Origin of the sequence: Trichlorobacter lovleyi, from assembly GCF_015239775.1 — a bacterium.
Classification (GTDB): domain Bacteria; phylum Desulfobacterota; class Desulfuromonadia; order Geobacterales; family Pseudopelobacteraceae; genus Trichlorobacter; species Trichlorobacter lovleyi_B.
In genome coordinates, this window is record NZ_CP058409.1 from 2,488,174 (window position 1) to 2,510,988 (window position 22,815).

Annotated in this window: 17 protein-coding genes; 8 read left to right on the forward strand and 9 right to left on the reverse strand. The window is 60.9% G+C overall.

Going from position 1 to position 22,815, the window contains the following annotated elements; translation table 11 throughout:
- Positions 1–4: 4 nt before the first annotated feature.
- Positions 5–208, reverse strand: a complete 204-nt coding sequence (locus FY034_RS11495; RefSeq protein ID WP_265550661.1) for a hypothetical protein — start codon at positions 206–208, stop codon at positions 5–7.
- Between FY034_RS11495 and FY034_RS11500 the strand changes: the two genes are divergently transcribed.
- Positions 207–1,838, forward strand: a complete 1,632-nt coding sequence (locus tag FY034_RS11500) for a rhomboid family intramembrane serine protease (protein ID WP_265550662.1) — start codon at positions 207–209, stop codon at positions 1,836–1,838. The genes FY034_RS11495 and FY034_RS11500 overlap by 2 nt on opposite strands.
- A gap of 76 nt (positions 1,839–1,914) precedes the next feature.
- The gene (locus FY034_RS11505; protein ID WP_265550664.1) at positions 1,915–2,226 is read left to right on the forward strand and encodes a hypothetical protein; all 312 of its coding nucleotides are present in this window, start codon (positions 1,915–1,917) and stop codon (positions 2,224–2,226) included.
- Positions 2,227–2,366: 140 nt separating this feature from the next.
- Here the strand turns inward: FY034_RS11505 and FY034_RS11510 are convergent, their stop codons facing one another.
- The 7 genes from FY034_RS11510 to FY034_RS11540 form a co-directional block, all read right to left on the reverse strand.
- Positions 2,367–3,659: a DEAD/DEAH box helicase gene (locus FY034_RS11510; RefSeq protein WP_265550665.1), complete on the reverse strand. Its 1,293-nt coding sequence runs from the start codon at positions 3,657–3,659 to the stop codon at positions 2,367–2,369.
- A gap of 560 nt (positions 3,660–4,219) precedes the next feature.
- Positions 4,220–4,978, reverse strand: coding sequence for a hydrogenase (locus tag FY034_RS11515; protein WP_265550667.1), 759 nt, complete (start codon positions 4,976–4,978; stop codon positions 4,220–4,222).
- Between the two features lie 15 nt (positions 4,979–4,993).
- Positions 4,994–6,514, reverse strand: a complete 1,521-nt coding sequence (locus FY034_RS11520; RefSeq protein ID WP_265550669.1) for an NADH-quinone oxidoreductase subunit C — start codon at positions 6,512–6,514, stop codon at positions 4,994–4,996.
- Positions 6,511–7,947 (reverse strand): proton-conducting transporter membrane subunit, encoded by a 1,437-nt coding sequence (locus FY034_RS11525; RefSeq protein WP_265550671.1) that lies wholly within the window; start codon positions 7,945–7,947, stop codon positions 6,511–6,513. The genes FY034_RS11520 and FY034_RS11525 overlap by 4 nt, the downstream gene beginning before the upstream one ends.
- Before the next feature lie 4 nt (positions 7,948–7,951).
- A complete protein-coding gene (locus FY034_RS11530) occupies positions 7,952–8,593 on the reverse strand; it encodes a hydrogenase (RefSeq protein ID WP_265550673.1) in 642 nt (213 codons plus the stop codon).
- A gap of 6 nt (positions 8,594–8,599) precedes the next feature.
- Positions 8,600–9,508: a respiratory chain complex I subunit 1 family protein gene (locus FY034_RS11535; protein WP_265555259.1), complete on the reverse strand. Its 909-nt coding sequence runs from the start codon at positions 9,506–9,508 to the stop codon at positions 8,600–8,602.
- A complete protein-coding gene (locus tag FY034_RS11540; RefSeq protein WP_265550675.1) occupies positions 9,508–11,508 on the reverse strand; it encodes a proton-conducting transporter membrane subunit in 2,001 nt (666 codons plus the stop codon). Before FY034_RS11540 ends, FY034_RS11535 begins: the two co-directional genes overlap by 1 nt.
- 192 nt (positions 11,509–11,700) lie before the next feature.
- Between FY034_RS11540 and FY034_RS11545 the strand changes: the two genes are divergently transcribed.
- From FY034_RS11545 to FY034_RS11560, 4 genes are all read left to right on the forward strand, one after another.
- On the forward strand, positions 11,701–12,390 hold the full coding sequence (locus FY034_RS11545; protein ID WP_265550677.1) for a PTS sugar transporter subunit IIA: 690 nt from the start codon (positions 11,701–11,703) through the stop codon (positions 12,388–12,390).
- Positions 12,387–14,378: a proton-conducting transporter membrane subunit gene (locus FY034_RS11550; RefSeq protein ID WP_265550679.1), complete on the forward strand. Its 1,992-nt coding sequence runs from the start codon at positions 12,387–12,389 to the stop codon at positions 14,376–14,378. Before FY034_RS11545 ends, FY034_RS11550 begins: the two co-directional genes overlap by 4 nt.
- A gap of 233 nt (positions 14,379–14,611) precedes the next feature.
- Positions 14,612–15,094, forward strand: coding sequence for a DUF3124 domain-containing protein (locus FY034_RS11555; RefSeq protein WP_265550680.1), 483 nt, complete (start codon positions 14,612–14,614; stop codon positions 15,092–15,094).
- A 93-nt stretch (positions 15,095–15,187) separates the two neighbouring features.
- Complete coding sequence (locus FY034_RS11560) at positions 15,188–16,627, forward strand: glyceraldehyde-3-phosphate dehydrogenase (RefSeq protein ID WP_265550682.1); 1,440 nt, start codon at positions 15,188–15,190, stop codon at positions 16,625–16,627.
- A gap of 51 nt (positions 16,628–16,678) precedes the next feature.
- Here FY034_RS11560 and FY034_RS11565 read toward each other — a convergent pair whose 3' ends face one another.
- A complete protein-coding gene (locus FY034_RS11565; protein WP_265550684.1) occupies positions 16,679–19,351 on the reverse strand; it encodes a cation-translocating P-type ATPase in 2,673 nt (890 codons plus the stop codon).
- Between the two features lie 58 nt (positions 19,352–19,409).
- Here FY034_RS11565 and FY034_RS11570 point away from each other — a divergent pair, with 58 nt between their 5' ends.
- Both FY034_RS11570 and FY034_RS11575 read left to right on the forward strand, forming a co-directional pair.
- A complete protein-coding gene (locus tag FY034_RS11570) occupies positions 19,410–19,589 on the forward strand; it encodes a hypothetical protein (protein ID WP_265550686.1) in 180 nt (59 codons plus the stop codon).
- Positions 19,590–19,603: 14 nt separating this feature from the next.
- Entirely contained in the window at positions 19,604–22,252 is a 2,649-nt protein-coding gene (locus FY034_RS11575; protein ID WP_265550688.1) for an MMPL family transporter, read from the forward strand.
- Positions 22,253–22,815 lie beyond the last annotated feature (563 nt).

Genomic DNA, 22,815 nt, shown 5'->3' on the forward strand with positions numbered 1-22,815 from the left:
ACGATCAGTCCACCAGATACCCAATACCCAACGTGAGAACCACCAAAACCCGCCAGAAATGGCGGGTTTTGCTTTTTTCAAACTGTAAAGTTTTTTTACAGAAAATCGCAAACCCGCAGCCCATCGCAGTTCCGGGACTGGCAAATTTCTTTACACCCTGTTCCGTCACGGCGTGAGCAGCCCGAACAACACGGAGGATCAGCAGCATGGCGACACTTTCCGAGTACTTCAGCAAGCACGAAGAACAGGCCTTTATCGGCAAAGCCTTTCTGACCATCTTTGCCATCATGCTGATCCGTGAATACCTGAGCGGCCTGCTCATGCTGTTTTTCATCCTCTTTCCGGTACTGTTCCTGATCTACATCAGACTCCAGGCCGCTGTCCTTGATATGCGGCCAACAGACCTGTTGGCCCAACATATAACCTTCATGCCGGTCATGCATACCGACAAGGAGCTGCTGCGGAAAGAGACACCCTATCTCACCTACGGCATTGTCCTGCTGAACGTTGTTATCTACTACCTGCTTGAAGTCGGATTTGACAACCTGGAATTCATTGAAAAGAACCTGCTCTTTCTCCCGCTGGAACCGAACGCATGGAACATCCCGGCCAGCCTCTTCTCCTCCATGTTCCTGCATGCCGGTAGCGGCCATCTCTGGGGCAACATGCTGTTTCTATGGGCCATTGGCAGTGTTGTTGAACGACGTATCGGCCCACAGCGGTTTGGCATACTGTATCTGGTAACCGGCCTCTTTGGCAGCCTGGCCTATGTGCTGGTTGAGTTCCTTGCCAACGGCACGGCCGGACATGCCTTGGGCGCCTCTGGCGCCATATCGGGAATCATGGGGATCTTTGCCGTGCGCTGCTACTTCAAGAGCATGGTTTTCCCATTGCCTGTCCTCGGCATCTTTTCACTCATTTTTCCGATCAGCCTGAAGGTCAGACTTAATTCTCTGGTCATTATCGGGCTCTTTTTCCTGGCCGACCTTTCAGGCGGTATTGGGCAGCTCGCCGGCACCAACAGCTCCATGATCGGTCATTGGGCCCACCTGGGTGGTATGATCTCAGGCATGATCATTGCCGGCTTCCTGAAACTGGGCAAAGACGCGGTAGAGGAACGGCACCTTGAAGCCGGAGTACAGGCGTCACATGCCAAAACAGGCTATGCCGGTGGAGAAAAGTCCATTGCCCTTGTTCTGCAGAACAGCCCGGACAACTCTGATGCCCTGTTGGCCATGGCCAGACTTAAATCAAAGTTTACCCCCACAGATGAAGGCCGGGAGTACTACGCAAAGGCTATTGCCACGCTGCTTAGAACCCGTCAGCAGGAGGCAGCCGATGTCTTCAAGGAATACTACCAGAAATATCTTAAAGGCCTTGATCCTGCTTTATTGCTGACACTGGCCGGCGTCCTGCAGCGCAGACAGGATTTGAATACCGCTTCACGCTGTCTGGAAATGGCTGCCGACGATCCTGATGCATCTCCCCAGATCAGGGAGCGCGCCCTCCTCCAGAATGCCATCCTGCTGAACAGAATGGGACTTGACGAAGCGACCGGCGCGGCCTATCAAACCTATCTGAGGGAGTTTCCCCACGGCGATAGCGCAGCCAAGGCCAGAATGTATCTGGGACTGCCTGAGCCTGAAATGCAGCCGCATACAGCGCCGCCCCCACCACCGGCTGCCCCACGGCAGACAACAGATCCGATAAAACAGTGCCCGGCCTGCCGGGAAGTTATGATCAAGCGCACGGCAACCAATGGCGAACATGCCGGCAAGCAGTTCTGGGTCTGCACGGGCTATCCGGCAAGCTGTAAAACCGTTGAGGCGGTCGGATAGGGCAACGCTGCAAAAACGAACGTTTGGGGGGAGACACAAGTCAAAATTACTAGGCATACTGGCAATCATGCTGTCCATGTCACAAACAGCCGTTGCAGCCGATAGAGTTGTCAGCTGTAAAATAACCACCGGCAAGACACAGGTCTACAACGGCCCTTGTCTGTTCATGCCTGAACCGGGCGGTTCATTTTCCCTCTCCAACACCAATCGCCAGGGGCCACTGTTTGATGATGTCGGCGTACTATCCGTCTTCATCATTGCCAAAGGAACTGCAGAGGTGCGCGGTCTGACCAGCAGCGGCAACAACTCACGCTGGGGCGAGGCGCGGCGTTCATCCAAAGACAGGGCCTGCTGGGAAGGGGCCGATTTCAGCATCTGCGCACGGTAACAGGCGCAACGCAGAGGGGCGTGAGGTAACAGCCCCGATTGACATCAGCCGTAGCATCTCACCCACCTCCCCAATACACAAACGCCCTGCCCGGATAATCCGGACAGGGCGTTCTGGTTTACATCATCACAACGGGCTGATTAGCGCTGGCTGCGGCCCCGCTGCTGATAGCCTGATTTTGATTTGGGTGCTGCACCGCCCTTACCGGCACCGGCTCCCTGACGGCGTTGGCCACCGGCTGCAAAAGGACGACGCCCCTTGCCTGCAGCGTTGCCGCCACGGCCCGGCACCGGCAGGGTGCTGACCGGCTCAAGGCCGGGGATGGTGTGCATCTGCACGGTTTGGCCGGTGTAACGTTGAATCCGCTGCAGATAGACCGCATCAGCAGGGGAGACAAAGGAGATGGCGACCCCGGTGGCACCGGCACGACCGGTCCGGCCGATCCGGTGCACATAGTCTTCAGCGGCACGGGGCAGGTCAAAGTTGATGACATGGCTGATACCGTTGATATCAAGACCGCGGGCTGCCACATCGGTGGCAACCAGGAAGCGGACCCTGCCGCGACGCAGGTTGTTCAAGGTACGGGTACGGGCACCCTGGGTCATGTCACCATGCAGGGCAGCGGCAGAGAGGCCACGATCATACAGATCACGGGCCAGGGTATCGGCATCCCGCTTGGTGGCAGAGAAGATGATCGCCTGGGTAATGGTTGGGTCTTCCAGCAGGTGATGCAGCATCTTGTGCTTGTGACCCAGGTTGTCGGTCAGGTGCATCCGCTGTTCAATGGAGTCATGGTTCTCCTTGGGGCTGGAGATGGCGATCCGGGTCGGCTCCTTCAGCAGGCGTCCGGCCAGGCGTGCCATCGGGTCATCCATGGTGGCGGTAAACAGCAGGGTCTGGCGCTTTTTGGGGGTGGCAGCGGCAATCTGATCCACGGCATCGGTAAAGCCCATGTCCAGCATCCGGTCTGCCTCATCCAGCACCAGCAGCTCTACCCGTGACAGGTCAATGCGGCCACGCTCAAGGTGGTCGATCAGGCGGCCCGGGGTGGCAACAATCAGGTCAACCGGCTGACGCAGCAGACGGACCTGATCGGGGTACGGCATACCGCCCACGATGGAGCCGTAGCGCATACGCAGGAAGCGGCCATAACGGGCTACCGAGTCAGCAACCTGGGCGGCCAGCTCACGGGTGGGGGTCAGTACCAGCACGCGGGGTCCGATCCCGGCCGGCCCCGGCTTTGCCAGACGCTCAAGGGCCGGAATGATAAAGGCCGCGGTCTTGCCGGTACCGGTCTGGGCAGAGGCGATCAGGTCGCGTCCTGAGAGCGCCTGAGGAATGGCCTCGGCCTGAATCGGTGTCGGGGTGGCATAACCACAGGCGGAAATGGCCTTCTGGATGGAGGCATGCAAATTCAGTTCTGCAAACGACATAAAAATCTCCTGATTCAACACGAGCGGAAACCTGCCGGCATCGCTGTTTAGGTCTGTCGAATCGTCTATACGTGGGTCGTGTGGATGGGCGCGTCGGGACAACCGTTATCCCCGTAGGATCAGCGCAACAACCACGTGTGGCCGGCAGTACTCATTCAGATTCCCGACAGGCATATCAGCCTGCATCAAAAGGGAATCAAGTATCGCAAACCAAACGCGGTGCTGCAGAATCGGGAAATAAACCGGATGCAGAAGGGGGTCAGGCAGCGAAATAACGAGGCGAAAATTAACTTTTGATATTTACGCGAATACGTTTAGAAATACAAGCAAAATAAGTCAACGAAACAAAAAAGCATAAAAAAGGTCATGGGGAAGACCGGATACCAGGCGCCCGGAACGCAACGACTGGGACATACCGAACAGATAGGCGCGGAAGCGGGTACCGCGTAACGCCCTCACCCGGCCTTTGGCCACCCTCTCCCGCAGGGAGGGGGTGTAAGCTTGCCCTTCTCCCTCTGGGAGAAGGCGGGGGATGAGGGACGACGGCCTCCGAATAGTTGTCAGGCAAGCCGTCCCTGCAGCCGCAGCAAGCCATCCAGGATGGTTGCCGGATGGGGGGGACAACCGGGAATATACAGATCCACCGGCAGCAGTGTATCAAGGCCGAGACTGATCCGGGGTGAGCCACTGAACGGACCGCCGGCAATGGCACAGGCACCGCAGGCCACCACGATCTTGGGGGCCGGAATCGCCTCCCAGGTCTTGAGTAGCGCCTCACGCATGTTTTCGCTGACCGGGCCGGTCACCCAGAGACCGTCGGCATGGCGGGGCGAGGCCACGAACTGGATCCCGAAACGTCCCATATCCCAGCCGATGGTGGACAGCACGTTGCTGTCAGCTTCACAGGCATTGCAACCGCCGGCGCTGACTTCACGGAACTTGAGCGAACGCCCGAACAGCCTGCGCAGATCAGGGGGCAACGGTCGGGCCAGCGTATGTTCTGCATTGCTCTGCACCAGCAGATCCGCTCTGCTGGAGACGGCCAGACGGTGGTCATTACTGAAACCGACACAGGCCTCGGCCGGGCAGTCGGCACAGAAGAGACATTTGGCCAGATCAAGCGCCAAGCCACTTTCAGAACAGCTGAGCGCCCCAAAGGGGCACGCTGCCGCGCATGACTCACCATCCAGATGACAGAGTATATCCTTCTGAAGCGTTGGATAGCCCCGAAACCGTTCCGGCAGGGAGACCGGTCCGTCCGGATAGGCCATGGTCCGGTGGCCCTGGATGCTCAGACGTTCTTTAAGGGCACGCAGCATGCTCCACTCCTCCGATCAGAGATCAAATCCGCAATATGAGAGATTAAAGCTCTTGTTACAGAGCGGAAAGTCGGAGATCTGCTCATTACGCAGCGCCATGGCCAACCCCTGCCAGTTGTGGAAGGAGGGGTCGCAGACCTTGTACTGTTTGAAGCGGCCGTCCGGCCCGGTAATGGCCAGGTGGCAGATCTCGCCCCGCCAGCCTTCGGTCAGGGCCACCACCAGCTGATCGGGCTGCAGCGTCCCGAGATCTGCAGCGTGTGCCCCTGACGGCAGCTGACGCAGCTGTTCCACACAAAAATCAAGCGACTTCTGGCACTCCTGCCAGCGCACCGTGCTGCGGCTGCAGACATCGCCATGGTGGGCAGTAATGATCGGTACCTGGGCCATGCGATAGATCCCGAAGGGATAGTCGGAGCGCACATCCCGCTTCAACCCGCAGGCCCGGGCAGCGGGCCCCACCAGTCCAAGCTCACTGGCCGTCTCCGGCGACACGACACCGGTCCCTTCCAGACGGGACATGACCGACGGGGTACTCCAGAGCAGCTCAATGGCACTGGTCAGCTCCAGCCGCGCCGTTGCCAGGCGCTTTTGCAGTTCTTCACGCTGCGCCTGATCCAGACCGAAGACGGTACCGCCCGGTTTCAGCAGCCCGCGGCCAAAACGGCTGCCGCAGATAAAGGCGCTCATATTGAGGAAGTCGCCCCGGATCCGGCCACAGAACGAGGAGGTTGGCAGGTAGCCCACATCACCGGCAATCGCCCCCAGGTCACCGCTATGATTGGCCAACCGCTCCAGCTCGAGGGCAATCCCCCGCACGGCATGGGCAGCTGCCGGCGGACGGGTTTTGGACAACGATTCAAGCACCATGCAGTAGGCCAGACCATGGCCGATGCTGGTATCACCGGCAATCGCCTCCATCTGGCGCAGGGTTTGGGGATGGGGTCCGTTGGCCAGCAGCTGTTCAATACCGCGGTGCTGATACCCCAGTGATATCTCAAGGTGAAAGACCTGTTCCCCGTGACACTGGAAGCGGAAATGCCCCGGCTCGATCACCCCGGCATGGACCGGACCGACCGCCACCTCATGGATCTCTTCACCCTCCACCCGGTAGTACTCCATCACCCCGACCTGCAGCGGCTGCCCATCAGGGCGGTCCCAGGCATCCCGCCCGCTCACCGCTGAACGGACAAAACGGACCGGCTTGAACCAGGGGTGCCCGACAAAACGGATGCCGCACTGCTCTGCAATCTCCCTTTCAAACAGCTGCAGCTGGGGACACTGGACCGCAAGGGAGGGAAACTCCGTGCCGTTGCAGACGGTCTGCATGATCCCCAGCACACCGTCGCCGGGGGAGGCCAGCAGGCAGTACAGGGTGGTTGCCTCATCGGCCGGGAAGCCGCAGTAGCTGCTGACCCGCCAGCCGCGGCCGGTCATATCGAGGATGGTCTGCAGAAAACGATCCTGGTCGCAACAGGGGATATCGCTGCAGGCAACCGCACGGCCATTGTAGATCAGGCGCAGGCTCTCGTTCATGGCCGCACCTCCAGCATGGCAGCCCCATCCTTGAGCAGTTGCAGCAGCGCCTCCGGCGGCCAGACCCCCAACCAGACAATTACCAGCAGCATCACCAGCGGCGGCCCCACCGTCAGCAGCCGGTCATGGTACTCGCTTTTTCCCAGGTCAGTGCGTGGGCTGCCCATCACCATCGGCAGCACGGTCAGGGCCATACCGATAAAGATCACGGCCAGGAACAACAGAAACAGCCCCCCCACCAGGTAGCGGCGTTCGACAAAGATACTGCTGACAATGGAAAACTCACTCACAAAGGGAGAGAACGGCGGTGAACCGGTAATGGCGATGAATCCCGCCAGAAAGAGCCCGCCTGACCAGGGCAGCCGGGTCAGGGCCCCCTGTACGATCTCAGTGGTCTTGCCGCCATAGGAACGGTGGATATTGCCGGAGGAGAGAAACAGCACCCCCTTGGTCAGACCGTTGTTGATCAGGTGAAACAGCACCCCGAACAGGGCCCCTTTACCGATCCCCAGGCCGATGGCCAGGATACCGACATGCTCAACACTGGAGTAGGCCAGCATCCGCTTGAAGTCATGCTGGCGGGCCATGAAGATGGCAGCCACCGCCATGGAGAGCAGCCCCAGCCCCACCAGTACCTGCTGAAAGAACAGCAGCTCGGCCACCGAGGCCAGGCAGACCTGATAGACCCGCAGGATGGCCAGAAAGGCACAGTTGACCAGACCGCCGGCCAGCAGCGCCCCCACCAGACCCGGGGCCTCGCCGTAGGCATCCGGCTTCCAGGTATGCAGCGGCGCCAGCCCCAGCTTGGAGCCGTATCCCACCAGCAGGAAGATAAAGGCGGCATGCAGCCAGCCGCGATTTAACAGCCTGGCATCCTCCAGCAGATCAGGGAGCAGCAGGGTGGCATCCTGATGGGCAACATGGGTGGCGTAGGCCAGAAACAACAGCCCCAGCAGGGCCAGGGCGATCCCCACCGAGCAGATCAGCAGATATTTCCAGGTGGCCTCGATGGAACGGGCATTGCGGTTAAAATAGATCAGCGGCGCCATGGATACGGTGGTGGTCTCAACCGCCACCCAGAGCAGCCCCAGGTGCTGGCAGAGGGTCACCAGCGACATGGCTGCCAGACAGACCAGCAGCCCCAGGCAGAGTACCCGGTTGGAACGTTCCTGACGATAGGCCAGGTAGCCGACCGCATAGACGGCACACACGCAAAACAGGGTGCTGATTGCCAGCAGGGTGATCTTGCCCAGCGGGTCAAGCCAGATCCAGCCGCCATGCTGCGCCGGTGTCGCTGAAGCGATCAGGTAGAGGCTTAGGGCCAGATGCGGCAGGGCAATGGCAGGCAGCAGGAGCGGACGCAGACGGTTGCTCGGTATCAGCCAGGCGGTCAGTCCCCCCAGCAGCGGCAGCAGGACAAGCAGATGGATCATGGCCCTATTCCTCCCGCAACGCCTGCAGGCGCGAGGTATCCACGCTTGAGAACTCACGGCTGATATGGTTGATCACGATCCCCATCACAAAAATCCCCACCAGCAGATCCAGCAGCGCCCCGGCCTCAACCATAAACGGCATCGCCTCGGCCAGCAGCAGTCCGAAGATGAAGATCCCGTTTTCCAGCACCAGGTAGCCGATCACCTGCGAGATGGCCTTTTTACGGGTGGTCAGGATCAGAAATCCGGTCATCAGGGTGGCTATCGAGGCCGGTACGAACAGCAGGTCACGGTGTTCCGGCGCCAACGGCAGTTTCTGGGCAAACACAAAGGCCAGGGCCGTAAAGACGGCCCCCAGCAGCAAGGTCGGCACATAGCCGAGAAACGGCTCAACCTCACGCCGGATCTGGGCCTTCCGGACCGCATCATTGATCAGATACGGGATCACCATCCCCTTGGCCAGGATGATACTGACCGTAATGGCCAGCAAATGCCCGGAAAAGGGATGCAGCAGCCCGGGTATGATCCCCAGCACCACCCCCTGAACCGCCACAGCCCGGATGGCAAAGGCCAGACGGCTGGAACCGAGCATGATGAAGTTGATCAGCATCACCAGCACCAGCAGTTGATCGGCAAAAGATACCATCTAGGGTCACCTCACTATCAGCAACATGGCAAAGGCGGAAAGGATGGTGGCAGCCACCAGCAGTTGCGGAATTCTGACCAGCCGCAAACGGGCCATGACCGACTCCACCACGCCGACCAGCACCGCCAGAAACAGCATGGCCGCCGCAAAGGCAGCCCAGTCAACCAGCAGGTTGCCGCTCTTGAACGGCAGGGCCAGATTGACAAAGACGGCTCCCAGCACAAACAGCTTCAGGGCTGCACCGTACAGGATCAGACCAAAGGCCGGACCGCTGTGATCCAGCACCATCACTTCGTGGATCATGGTCAGTTCCAGGTGGGTGGTGGGGTCATCAAAGGGAATCCGGCAGTTCTCGGCCAACAGCGCAATGAACAGCGCCCCCACCAGCAACAGCATGGCAGCTCCGGCCTCACCCCAGACCGCCGGCGAAGGATAGAGCAGCATCGGGGTCAGGGAGAGGCTCTTGCTCATCCGGGCCAGGGTGATCAGGATAAAGAACAGGGTCGGTTCAACCAGACAGGCAAAGGTCACTTCGCGGGCCGCCCCCATCCCTTCAAAGGCAGATCCGGTATCAAGGGCGGCACTGGTGGTAAAGAAGCGTGCCAGACCGAACAGGTAGGCGAACAGGATCATGTCGCCGTTAAAGGAGATGATGGCAGGGTGGTTGCCCAGCGGCACCAGCAGCGCCGCCACCAGGGTTGCCGCCAGGGTCACCACCGGCCCGGCCCGGAAAACCCAGGTGGTGGTGCTGCTGAAGACCGAACCTTTGCGCAGCAGCTTGGCCAGATCATAGTACGGCTGCAGACAGGGTGCCCCCACCCGCCCGGCAAAGGCGGCCTTGGTCTTGTTGATCACCCCCAGCAACAGCGGCGGCATCAGCAGCAACAGCAGAATATGAAACAGGGTGCTCGGCATCATGGCTGACTCCAGACCATCAGGACAAACAGGGTGGCAAAGACGTACAGGATATAGAGGTGCAGATGCCCGTGCTGCATCCGGCGCAGCCAGGCCAGGCACCAGTCCGCCCCACGCAGGGATGGCATGATCATCAGATCCAGTATCCGCTCGGTGGTGGCACCGGCAAAACGGCTTGAGGCTGGAAAAAGTCCGCTCAGCCCGGACAGCCGGCCTCGTGATCCGACCAGTCCGCTGACCAGCCCGCCAAGCAGCTCGGAAAAGGCGCTGCCGGTGTACTGCATACGCGCTGTCGGCGCCAGGTAGCCGCAGCCCCAGGTACCGGATGCCGCCACAGGGGCCCGCTGCACCAGCACACGCCAGAGCAGCCAGACCGCCACGATTCCGGCCAGCAACAGACCGTTTAACAGGGCAATCTGCCGCAACGGCACCGCTCCGGAAATCTGGGCAAACAGCTGCGGTGAAACGGCTGCATACTGAATCACCACCGGCGCCACCAGTTGCAACAGTAAGGGCGCGCCAACCCCGGCAAGCAGACAGAGTCCGGCCAGAAGCCCCATCGACAGCACCATGGCAGCCGGTGCCTCGTGACCGTGCGCCGGTCCGGGATCACGGGCGGTCCCCAGGAAAATCGCGCCGAACAGCTTGACAAAGGTAATCACGGCCAGCCCCCCCACCAGGGCCAGGATTGGCGCCACAAAACCGATCAGCGGCAGGTCCGAAAACATACCGTCGGTAAAAGCACCGAAATAGAGGAACAGCTCGCCGACAAAACCGTTCAGGGGCGGCAGACCGCAGATGGCAAGGGAGCCCACCAGAAACAGAGGAGCGGTGCGGGGCAGGACGCGGGAGAGCCCCCCCATCCGGTCGATCTGGCGGGTACCGCTGGCGTGGATGATCGCTCCGCTGCCCAGAAACAGCAACGGCTTGAAGAGGGCATGGTTGATGATATGGATGAAGGCCCCGGCCAGGCCGAAGACGGCCAGCACGCGATTACCGGACTGGAGTCCCACCAGGGCCATCCCCAGCCCGATACAGATGATACCGATGTTTTCGATACTGCTGCAGGCCAGCAGGCGCTTCAGGTCACTCTGTACCGATGCCAGCGCAATTCCGGTAACCGCCGAGACCGCCCCCAGCAGCAGCACCAGCCAGCCGAACCAGACCGGCAGCTCCTGAAAGAAGGAAACCGTCCTGATGACACCGTAGATCCCGATCTTGAGCATGATGCCGGACATCAGGGCCGAAACATGGCTGGGAGCATTGGCGTGGGCGCCCGGCAACCAGATATGCAGCGGCATGATGCCGGCCTTGGCGCCAAATCCGACCAGGGCCGCCACCAGCATCACCAGGGTCACCGTGCCGCCCAGGGCCAGGCTGTGGGCAGCGGGAAACGCAAAAGAGCCGCTTTCCCCCTTCAGCAGGCCAAACAGGACAAACAGCGCCATGCTGCCGGTGTGGGTGGCCAGCAGGTAGACCGTACCGGCCCGTTGCACCTGCAGGTTCTGCTGGTCAGTCATCAGCAGCAGCCAGGAAGAAAGGGCCATCACCTCCCAGGCAACCAGCAACAGCACCCCGTGGCGGGCCACCAGCACCAGTGCCATGGAGCCCAGCAACAGACCGGAAAAGAGGGTAACCCGCTTTTCGGCAGCGGGCTGGGCAGCCGCGGGCAGATAGGCAAGACCGTAGAGAGAACAGCAGAGAGCAGCCAGTAACAGCGGGAGCAGAAAGAGTGCAGAGAGAGGGTCAACCGAGAGTTCGCAGGGGCCGAACGGGAGTGGCCAATCAAACAGGTAGCGGGAGGCAGGGGCACCGCCGAGAATTCGCAGGGCCCCTGCCATCCCCCACAAGGCGGCACAGGCAGTGATACAAACCGACAGCAGCTGGCCTGGTCCGGGCCGCTTCAACAGCAGGCCGGGCAGACCAATTAACCCGATCAGCACAATCGCCCACAACAGGCTGCCGACCGGATCAACGTCTATGTTCCAGACAAAGACCATAGTAAAACGGTTCCATTAATTGAGAAATAGCGCTGGACTATCGTTCATACAGAGACAGCGTTTTAGCAAAAGCGGTTTTTCTATACCACATCCGGAAAGAACATGGTATATTTTTTTGCCAGGCCCTGTTAACTGGCCATTGCCACTGCAGAAACAACGTTATTGCACACTCACTGAAAGGCACTCCCAACTATGCAACTCAAGGCAGCCGACGCGGCTCAGGCCCTGCATGTGGATGAAAAAACCGTCCTGCGCTGGATCAGGAACGACAAACTGCCGGCTGAACAGATCCGGGGGGACTACCATATCAACCGGGTTGATCTGCTGGAGTGGGCCACTGAGCGGGGCATCAAGGTCGATCCGGCCATTTTTGAACTTGACGACAGCGACGATACCCGGCCGCTACCGCTCTTGAGCCAGGCCCTGGAGGCGGGCGGGATTCACTGCAACGTCAGCGGCAGCGATGTGCAGTCCGTCTTGCAGCAGGTGGTGGATCTGCTCAATCTGCCCGAAGAACTTGACCCTGATTTTGTGTTGCAGGTACTGTTGGCCCGGGAAGCGATGGGTACCACGGCGGTAGGTGACGGCATCGCCATCCCCCATGTCCGTAACCCGCTGCTGCTGCGTCTGCCGGTGCCCAGGGTATCGCTCTGTTTTCTGGCGCAGCCGGTCGACTTCGGGGCTATGGATGGCAAACCGGTGCAGATCCTGTTCACCATCACCAGCCCCACGGTACGCACCCACCTGCACCTGCTCTCAAAGCTGGCCTATGCCCTGCGGGATGAGCGCCTGCGTCAGGCCCTAAAGAACTCCTGCCGGCCGGAGCTGATTCTGGCAACCCTGCGCCAGATTGAGAGCGAGATCGGCAAGGCAAGCCCATGAGCTGCGCAGCCGGGGGGCTTGATCCAACACTGCTGCTGATCAGCGCGGTGCTGCTTGCCGCCCTGTCCGGTCTGCCAGCGTTGTTAAAGCTGCTTTCCCCGGTCGCTGCCCAGCGTCTGGCCGTCACCCTGATCAGCGCTGCCGCCTTGCTGGGGCTTGGCGCTGCAATCAGCGCCCTGCTTTCCGGCCGCACCGTCGCTTACAGCGTGACCATCCCGCTTCCCTTCGGCCCGCATCTGCTGGGGCTTGACCCCCTCTCAGCCCTGTTCGTGATTCCGATTCTGCTGGTGGCCTGCAGCTGCAGCATCTACAGCCTGGGCTACTGGCCGGCCAACCAACATTCCCGCACTGCCGGCAAGCTCACCTTTTTCTTCGGGCTGCTGGTGGCAGCGCTGCTCTGGGTGCTGATGGCCCGTTCAGCGGGCCTGTTTCTGATCGGCTGGGAGATCATGGCCCTGGCGGCCTACTTTGTGCTGACCACCAACGACGATGACGCCGAGGTGCGCAGCGCAGGCAGCCTCTACCTGATCTGCACCCATACCGGCACCCTGGCGCTGTTTGCACTGTTTTCCCTGCTGGCGGCCCGGACCGGCAGTTTTCTGCTGCCACAGGCCGGCAGCCTTGACGGCGCAGCCCCCCTGGCAACGGCAGCGCTACTGGTTGCCCTGCTGGGCTTCGGCCTCAAGGCCGGCATCATGCCGCTGCATATCTGGCTCCCCGGCGCCCACGCCAACGCCCCCAGCCATATCTCGGCCATCATGTCCGGGGTGATCCTCAAGATCGGCATCTACGGCCTGATCCGCACCCTCTCCTTCTTTAACGCCGTCCCGCTCTGGTGGGGCATCACCCTCCTGGCCCTGGGGGTCATCTCAGGAGTCGTCGGTGTGGCCTTTGCCATTGGCCAGCATGACCTGAAACGGCTGCTGGCCTACCACAGCATTGAAAATATCGGCATCATCTGCATCGGCATCGGGGTGGCTTTGATCGGCGCCGCAAACGGATCAAACCTGCTGATCCTGCTGGGGATGGGAGGGGCACTGCTGCATGTGATCAACCATGCCCTCTTCAAGGCGCTGCTGTTCCTGGGGGCCGGCTCCCTGATCCATGCCATCGGCACCAGAGAGATCGACCGGATGGGCGGTCTGTTGCGCCGGATGCCCTGGACCGCCTGCTTTTTCCTGATCGGCGCTGTTGCCATCTGCGGCCTGCCGCCCCTGAACGGCTTTGTCAGTGAGCTGCTGATCTACCTGGGTCTGTTCAACGGCGCCATGCAGGGCAGCGGTGCTGCAGCGGTTGCCCTGGCAGCACCGTTTCTGGCACTGGTGGGCGGACTGGCCGTGGCCTGCTTTGTCAAGGTCTTTGGGGTGGTCTTCCTGGGGACGCCCCGCTCTGAACAGGCCGCCCGGGCCCACGAAGCCGGCAGCAGCATGAAGCTTCCCATGGCGCTGCTGGCGCTGGCCTGCATCAGCATCGGCCTGCTGCCGGCCCTGCTGGCGCCGCTGTTGGACCGTGCCGTTATCGCCTGGCATCCCGGCCTGGCAGCCTCAGAGCTGCGGCTTGGCGTTGCAGCACCACTGGGCTGGGTCACCCTGCTGGGGCTTGCCCTGCTTCTGGCGATTGCCCTTTTCTACCGGATCAGCCAGCGCCGCAGCAGCGATCCGGCCAGTGAAACCTGGGGCTGCGGCTATCTGGCCCCCACCAGCCGGATGCAGTACAGCGCCTCATCATTTGCCGACATCCTGGTCAGCCTGTTTGCCGGCATCCTGCGGCCCCACTGCCACCAGCCGGAGGTCAGCGGACCGTTCCCGCCATCCACCAGCTTTGCAAGCCACCTGCCCGAGACGGTACTGGAGCGGGTCTATCTGCCGTTCCTGGCCTGGGCCAATCAAAAACTGACCCCATTGCGCCACCTGCAGCATGGCCATCTGCACCTCTATATTCTGTACACCCTGCTGACATTGATTGCCCTGCTGGCCATTCCCCTGTAAACTGACCTCCTGTTCCAGACCAAGGCGTCATCTTCATTGACCTTCAAAATGGAGCCGCCTTGAAATCATCAGTTTGCCGCAAAAGGACACAAAGAAACAAAAAACAGCGGGCTGACAACAGTTCCAGACCTTCCATGCAGCTCTGTTGCAAGCCTGTTCATAACGGTTTAAATTCTTTGCGATCCTTGCGGTCTTTAGCGGCCAATCAGTATCTCAACATCAGGAGAGTACCCATGTCCTTTCTGAATCGACTGTTGTCCCTCGTTGCCGCCGGTATTTTCTGCCTGACACTGTCGGCCGTCCCAGGCTGGTCCGCAGAGCCCCAACGCACACGGGGACAGACCGTCTATGTCCCGGCCTACTCCCATGTCTTTACCGGACCACGGGCCAACCCGTACAACCTGGCCATCAGCCTGACGGTCAGAAACACCGACCCTTCCGCCGGTATGACCGTGACCGCCATTGACTACCACGACCACAACGGCCGGCTGATCCGCCGCTATGCCCCCTCCCCCCTCAGCCTGGCACCACTGGCCTCCAGCTATGTGCATCTGGAAGAGAAGGACACCAGCGGAGGGTTCGCCCCCAAATTCATTGTCCGCTGGGAGGCCTCGCGCCCCATCAGCGCACCGCTGATTGAGGCGGTCATGATCGGCGCCACCTCAGGCCAGGGGATCTCCTTTGTCAGCCGGGGGCAGGTGCTGCAGGAACGCTAACCGCCTGCCGCAAAAAAATGCGGCGCCCACTTGACAGATCCGTTGACTCGGCAGATGATGAGGAGTTTTTATTTTAACCAAGGGGTACATGGTATGAAAAGCAAACAGGAAGACCACCTGAAGGAATGGCAGGGGCTGGAAGAGGCGGCAGAGCAGATTCTGCCCCTGGTTGGCCAGCTCTACCGCGAACGGAATATTGTCTGTACGGTCTACGGCCGTTCACTGGTGCACAGCACCACCATCGACATCCTCAAGGCCCATCGTTTTGCCCGTCTGATCATCGATGAAGAGCTTTCCACCCACAAGACCCTGCCGATTGTCGAGGCGCTCTGCCAGCTTGATCTGGCCCCGGCCCGGATCGATATCGGCAAACTTGCCGTCGGCTTCGGCAACCAGCAGGCACCCACCAGTATCAGCGACTACCTTGCCGCCGAACTGGCAACGGTCAACACCGGACGCCACACCCTGCTGGATGAGCCGCAGGATATCGTCCTGTACGGTTTCGGCCGGATCGGCCGTCTGCTGGCCCGCCTGCTGGTTGAGAAATCAGGCAGCGGCGAGAAGCTGCGTCTGCGGGCTGCAGTAGTGCGTAAGGGCAGCGCCGACGACCTGATCAAGCGTGCCAGCCTGCTGCGCCGTGATTCGATCCACGGCCAGTTCAGCGGCATCATCACCGTGGATGAGGAAGAAAACGCCATCATCGCCAACGGCAACATGATCCGGATCATCTACGCCGATGCCCCTGAAAATGTGGACTACACCGCCTACGGCATCTCCAACGCCATCCTGATCGACAACACCGGCAAGTGGCGCGACCGTGAAGGGCTGGGCCGCCATCTGCAGGCCAAGGGGATCAGCAAGGTGATCCTGACCGCCCCGGGCAAGGGAGATATCCCCAACGTGGTGGCCGGGGTCAACAACGAACTGATCGTTGAGAACGAGACCATCTTCTCCGCTGCCAGCTGCACCACCAACGCCATTGTGCCGGTGCTGAAGGCGATCCATGACCGCTTCACCATCCAGCACGGCCATGTGGAGACCTGCCACTCCTACACCAACGACCAGAACCTGATCGACAACTACCACAAAGGTTCACGCCGCGGCCGCAGTGCCCCGCTGAACATGGTCATCACCGAGACCGGCGCTGCCAAGGCCGTTGCCAAGGTCATCCCGGACCTGGCCGGCAAGCTGACCGGCAATGCCATCCGGGTGCCGACCCCCAACGTCTCCCTGGCGATCCTGAACCTGGGACTGGGCCAGGAGACCACGGTCAAGGAGCTGAACAGCTTCCTGCGGGATACCGCCCTGAACTCACCGTTGCAGAACCAGATTGATTATGTGGTCTCACCGGAGGTGGTCTCCAGCGACTTTGTCGGCTCACGTCATGCCGGCGTGGTTGACTCACTGGCCACCATCGTGCAGGGCAACCGCTGCGTGCTGTACGTTTGGTACGATAACGAGTTCGGCTACAGCTGTCAGGTGGTGCGGATGGTGCAGAAAATGGCGGGGATTGAACTGCCGTCGTTGCCGTAATTAGGGTGGTATAAAACCAGACAGGGCATCCAATCCGGATGCCCTGTTTTTTTAGGACCTCCTACCCAAACGTCCGGCCCACTTCTCCCCTTCCAGCAACAAAAACACCGCCACTGCCGGCAACAGTACCAACCCAAGCTGCTCCCAGGTAAGGGCGGTGGTACGGAAAAAGCCCTGCAACTGCGGCAGGTAGACTGCCAGCCCCTGCAGCAGCAGCACACAGACGGCCATGGCCAGCAGCGGCAGGTTGCTGAACAGCCCCATCTGCAGGAAGGAGCTGCGGAAGGAACGCAGCCCCATGGCCTGGGCGATCTGGGCCAAGGCCAGCGAGGCAAACAGCACGGTCTGCCAGGGACCGCCTGACTGCCAGGTGAACCAGGTAACCAGCATGCAGGAACCGCCGATCAGGCTGCCGGTCAGCAGGACATAGCGGATGGTGCGGCCATCAAAGATCTGACTGTCCGGTGCAATCGGCGGACGCCCCATAACATCCGGTTCAGCCCGTTCCAGCCCCATCCCCAGCCCCAGCAGGCCATCGGTCAGCAGGTTCAGCCACAACAGCTGCAGCGGTGTCAGCGGCATCCCCAACCCCAGAAACGGCAGGATCAACACAGCCAGGATCTTGCCGGTGTTGCCTGCCACGGAAAAGACCACAAACTTGCGGATGTTGTCGTAAATGGTGCGGCCTTCCTCCACCGCCGCCACAATGGTGGCAAAGTTGTCGTCCAGCAGCACCATCTCGGAGGCCTCCCGGGCCACGTCAGTGCCGACCTTGCCCATGGCCACCCCCACATCGGCCTTTTTCAGGGCCGGGGCATCATTGACCCCGTCACCGGTCATGGCCGCCACACCGCCGCTGCGCTGGATCGCATCCACAATCCGCAACTTGTGTTCCGGCGCCACCCGGGCATAGATCGAAACCTGTCCCACCGCCGCATCGAACTGCTCCGGGCTTAAGCGGTCAAGCTCAACTCCGGTCAGGGCGCCGCCCGCATCATCAATCCCCACCTGACGGGCAATGGCACGGGCGGTCAGGGGATGGTCACCGGTGATCATGACCGGCCTGATCCCGGCGGTCAGACAGCGCTGCACCGCCGCTTGCGCCTCCTGCCGGGGCGGGTCGGTCAGGGCCACCAGACCGATGCAGGTAAACCCCTGTGCCAGCGACTGCAAACGGTCATCTTCACCCGGCTGCAGCACCCGCAGGGCCAGGGCCAGCACCCGCTGCCCCTCGGCGGCAAAGTGATCCGCTGCTGCCTGCAAGGCCTCGTGATGCTGGTGCGTCAACCGCTCCGGCCTGCCCTGCAGCAGCAGCCCGCTGCACAGCCCCAGCACACTGTCCAGTGCCCCTTTGGCGGCCAGCAGCGTGCCGCCCGTTGGCAACGGTTCCAGCAGCCAGGGGACAGCCGGTGGCGCTGCAATCCGGTGCACGGTAATCATCCGCTTGGTAACGGAATCAAAGGGGATCTCGGCAATCCGGGGCAGCCCCTGCTCCAGCTCGCTGCGATAGAGCCCGCTGACGGCGGCGGCAGAGACCAGCGCCCCCTCGGTCGGATCGCCCAGCACCAGCTCTTCCCCGTTTTCGACCTTCAGCAGCGCATCATTGCAGAGGGTGCCGATCAGCAGCAGCAAGCGGTCTGAAGCGGTTTCCTCCCCGGCCCGGAGCAGTGCATCCGTACTCACCAGGCCGGTCACGGTCATCCGGTTCTGGGTCAGGGTACCGGTCTTGTCGCTACAGATCACCGTTACCGATCCCAAGGTCTCCACGGCGGGCAGACGCCGGATCAGGGCATTCCGTTTCAGCATCCGCTGGGCCCCCAGGGCCAGGGTAATGGTGACCACTGCCGGCAGTCCTTCCGGGATGGCCGCCACCGCCACACTGACCGCCAGCAGCAGCATCTCACGCAATCCCTCGCCCCGCAGCATACCCACCGCAAAGATCAGACCTGCAACAGCAACGGATACCACGGCCAGCACCTTGCCCAGCCGGTCCAGCCGTTTCTGCAGCGGGGTCCATTCCTGCCCCACCTGCTGCAGCATGGTGGCGATGTTGCCCAGTTCGGTCTGCATGCCGGTGGCCACCACCAGTGCCACGGCCCGGCCGGCCGAGACCAGGGTGCCCATGAACAGCAGGTTGCGGCGGTCACCCAGCGGCAGCTCAGCGCTTGCAATCAGGTCAGTCTGTTTCTCCACCGCCTCTGATTCGCCGGTCAGGAGCGCCTCCTGCACCCGCAGGCCGTGGGCCTCCAGCAGACGGCAGTCCGCCGGGACCACGCTGCCCGCCTCCAGCAGCACGATATCGCCCGCTACCAGCTGCAGCGCAGGAAGCTCCTGCACCACGGCATCCCGCCGTACCCGCACCAGCGGCACCGCCATCCGCTTCAGGGCGGCAATGGCCCGCTCGGCACGGAAATCCTGGGCAAAGCCCAACAGCGCAAACAGGATCACGATCGCAAAGATGGTGGCGGCATCCTTGAATGATCCCACCAGGCCGGAAACCACCGCAGCTGCGGTCAGGATCAGGGCCATGGTGGAGGTAAACTGCTCCCAGAGGATCTGCCAGGGGGTTCTGCCCCCCTGTTCAAGCAGCTCGTTGCGGCCGTCCCGCTCCAGCCGCATTGCGGCCTCGGCGTGCGACAGACCGTTATCCGGGTCACTCTGGAGAAGCCGGAGGGTCTCATCCCCTCGCAGGGTATGCCATGCCGTTTCAGGTTTTCTGTTCATGGTTGCCAGTATACCACCAATGCTTCACTTTTCAGCCGGATGATAGTACACTGCGGCCATGAGCAAATCAGCCGCTGTCCTGTTAATCTGTTTCATCATTGCCATTTTGGGGTTTGCCACCTGGCAGCTCTTTCTTGGCAGGTTTGAGGCCGCCTTTTCCGCCCTGCCCTTTCTGGTAATCCTCTACCTGTTTGTCGCCCCCTGGAAAAAACAGACACCGCGCAACCAACAACCCTGACCTGGAGTATCCCGATGTCCGCATCCCGTCTGTTTGGCGCTATCATCCGCCATCCCCGCATCGTGCTGGCCGTTGCCCTGTTGCTGGCCGTTCTGTCAATTATCTACACCTCCCAAAAGCTGGAGTTTCTGACCGGCCGTGATGACCTGATGCCCCGGCATGCGGCGTTTCAGCAGGATTACCAGGCCTACCGCGCGGCCTTTGGCGATCAGGAAGAGATCGCCGTGGTGATTGAAGGGGCTGATCCGGCCCTGGTCAGCCGCTTCAGCGACACCCTCTACGCACGGCTGACCCAGGAAAAGCGCCTGTTTCTGGAGGTATTGTACCCCGGCGGCATGCCCTACTTCCGCCAGAACGGCCTGCTCTTCAGCTCCCTTGATGAGCTGAAGGCAATGCGAAGCACCCTTGAGTTGGCAGGGCCGGTGCTGCAGGATCTGGCAGCAGCCCCATCGATCCAGACCCTGTTCAGCTCCTTAACCAACCAGATCGACGACTACCTCAAGGCCCCGACGCCTGACAAGCTGCAGCGCCTGACCTTCATGCTGGGCACGCTGGACAAAGGCTTTGCCGGGTTTGACGGCAAAAAGAGCGCCCTCTCCATGGACTCGTTCCTGTCCGGCAGCAGCGCCGACAAGCCCTCTGCCCTGGAAAACGCCGGCAGGCAGCAGGTGCTGGCCATCCGCCCCCTGAAGGAGACCGACAGCTTTGTACCGGCTGAAAAGGCGATCAAAAAGGTACGGGAAGAGCTGAATATCCTGCGTCAGAAACCGGAATTCAAGGGGATTAGCGCCGGGATCACCGGGGTGCCGGTGCTGGAATACGAAGAGATGGCCACCAGTATGAATGACATGACCATCGCCTCGATCCTGTCGCTGGTGCTGACCGTTATCCTGCTGCTGGTTGCCTTCCGGGGGGTCAAAAACACCATTGCCGCCATGGTGGCGCTGCTGATCGCCATCAGCATCGCCTTTGGCCTGGCAACCCTCTTTGTCGGCCACCTCAACATCCTCTCCATGGCCTTTGCGGTCATGCTGCTGGGGCTGGGAGTGGAATACGGCATTCAGGTGGTGCTGCGCCACCAGGAGCTGCTTCAGCAGGACAACTATGCCACGGCGCTGCAGGAGAGCCTTAGCTCCAACCTGCGCCCGGTCCTGCTGGCCTTTAGCACCACCGCCCTGGCCTTCCTGACCTTCCTCTTGACCGACTTCCGCGGCATTGCCGAGCTGGGGCTGATCGCCGCGATGGGGGTCTTTGTCTGCTTTGCAGCCACCTTTACGGTGCTGCCTGCCATGCTGGTCATGCTGCACAAAGAGTCAGACTCCGCAGCTCTCAAGCCGGTCCCCCACAACCGTAAACCGGCCCTGCAGCGGCTGTTTGCCCGGCCCGGCCTGATCGTGGCTGCCACCGCCCTGCTGGCCCTGGCCGGCACGGCCGCCCTGACCCGCGTGCCGTTTGACTTCAACATGCTCAATCTGCAGGCCAAGGGGCTGGAGTCGGTCACCTATGCCTACAAACTAATGAAGAGCAAGGAAAACTCCGGTTACTTCGGGGTCTCCATGGCCAGGGACCGTGACGAGGCGCTCAGGCTGACCAAACGTTTTGAGGCGCTGCCCAGTGTGGACCATGTGGTCTCCCTGCCGGCCCTGGTGCCTGATCAGCAACCGGAAAAGCTGGCCGAGCTGGAGCGGATCAGACAGATCATGGCAAAGGTCCAGCCGGTGCCCTATGAGGAAAACCTGCGGGTGATGGAGCTGCCGGCCATCTTTGAGGGCTTCCGTGAGCGGGTGGAAAAACTGAAGCTTAACCTTGAGGGCCGCAAGCTGCCCGAGGCGCAACCGATAGCCGCCTTCCTGAAGACCCTGGATACGTTCTTTGCCGGACTGGAAAAGGAAAAGGACGGCAACGCCCTGACCATGCTGCGGGAGATGCAGGAAGCCATGTTTGCCCCGCTGCCGGAGAAGCTGAAGCTGCTGAAGGAGAGCCTGCAGGCCCGTGCCGTGACCGAGGCGGATGTCCCCCAGGCGTTGAAGCAGCGCTTTGTGGGCAAGGATGGCCGTCTGCTGCTGCAGATCGCCCCGAAAAAGGAGATCTTCAACGAACAACCGCTGGCGGAGTTCGTTACCCAGATCAAGTCCGTTGATCCCCACGCCACCGGCGAACCGGTCAGCGTCTATGAATCATTCAAGATCCTCAAACTCTCCTACCTGCAGGCCTTCCTGTATGCCCTGGGGGGGGTGGTGCTGATCCTGCTGATCGCCTTCCGCAGCCTGCGCTCCACCCTGCTGGGGGTCGCCCCGCTGGCAGTGGGACTGCTGCTGATGGTGGGGGGGATGTGGCTGTTCGGCCTGAAGTTCAATGTGGCCAACATCATTGTCATGCCGCTCTTGCTGGGGGTCGGGATCGACTCGGCCATCTACATCATCAGCCGCCACCTGAAGGGGGAGGAATCACCGGTAGAGGTGGCCACCAGCAGCGCCGGCAAGGGGGTCTTCCTGAACGCCCTGACCATCCTGTTCAGCTTTGGCGCCCTGATGGTGGCCCGCCACCAGGGGGTCTTCAGCATCGGCGCCGTCATGTCGCTGGGCATGACCGCCATTGTACTGGCGTTTCTGATCTTTCTACCGGCCCTGCTGCTGGTATCGGTCAAACGCTACCGGAACTAGCCTCAAGGTGCGGCACCGGCTCCGCTGCACCAGGAGCCGCAGTATCAGTCTGTCAACGCCTTGCCGGGGTGCAGTTTTTACTGGACAGCCCCGACCTGGCTGGACTATACAAGCCGTTATCCCTACACCATAAACGAGGATCGCACATGCGAACCCGGCGCCTACAGACAGCAGATAGCGTTACACACCAAGACCCCGCCCCACCAGGCGGGGTCTTCGCTTTTTCAGGGTGTAAAGAAATTTTACAGTTTTTTTGTAACAAGCAGGAATAACAGTACAATTCAAACTGGGCCAAAACGGCACAAAGCGGCTGATGGTAGAATACGGCAAGAAAATGCTGTGCGTTCGTTACCGTTATGACGAAGCAACCTGCACACGAATAAAAACTATTCGTGCTTATTGTCGAAACAAAGCCGTGGACACCATCTGGGCCACGCTACCGAGATGAAGAACTGGCTCAGGTACGCATCGCTTATGCGGAAACAGTATTCAAGAATCAGGCAAAGGCTGCCCGTGGCACATGGGATGCACAGGCAAAACTGTGGTTCATTCAATATGACAGA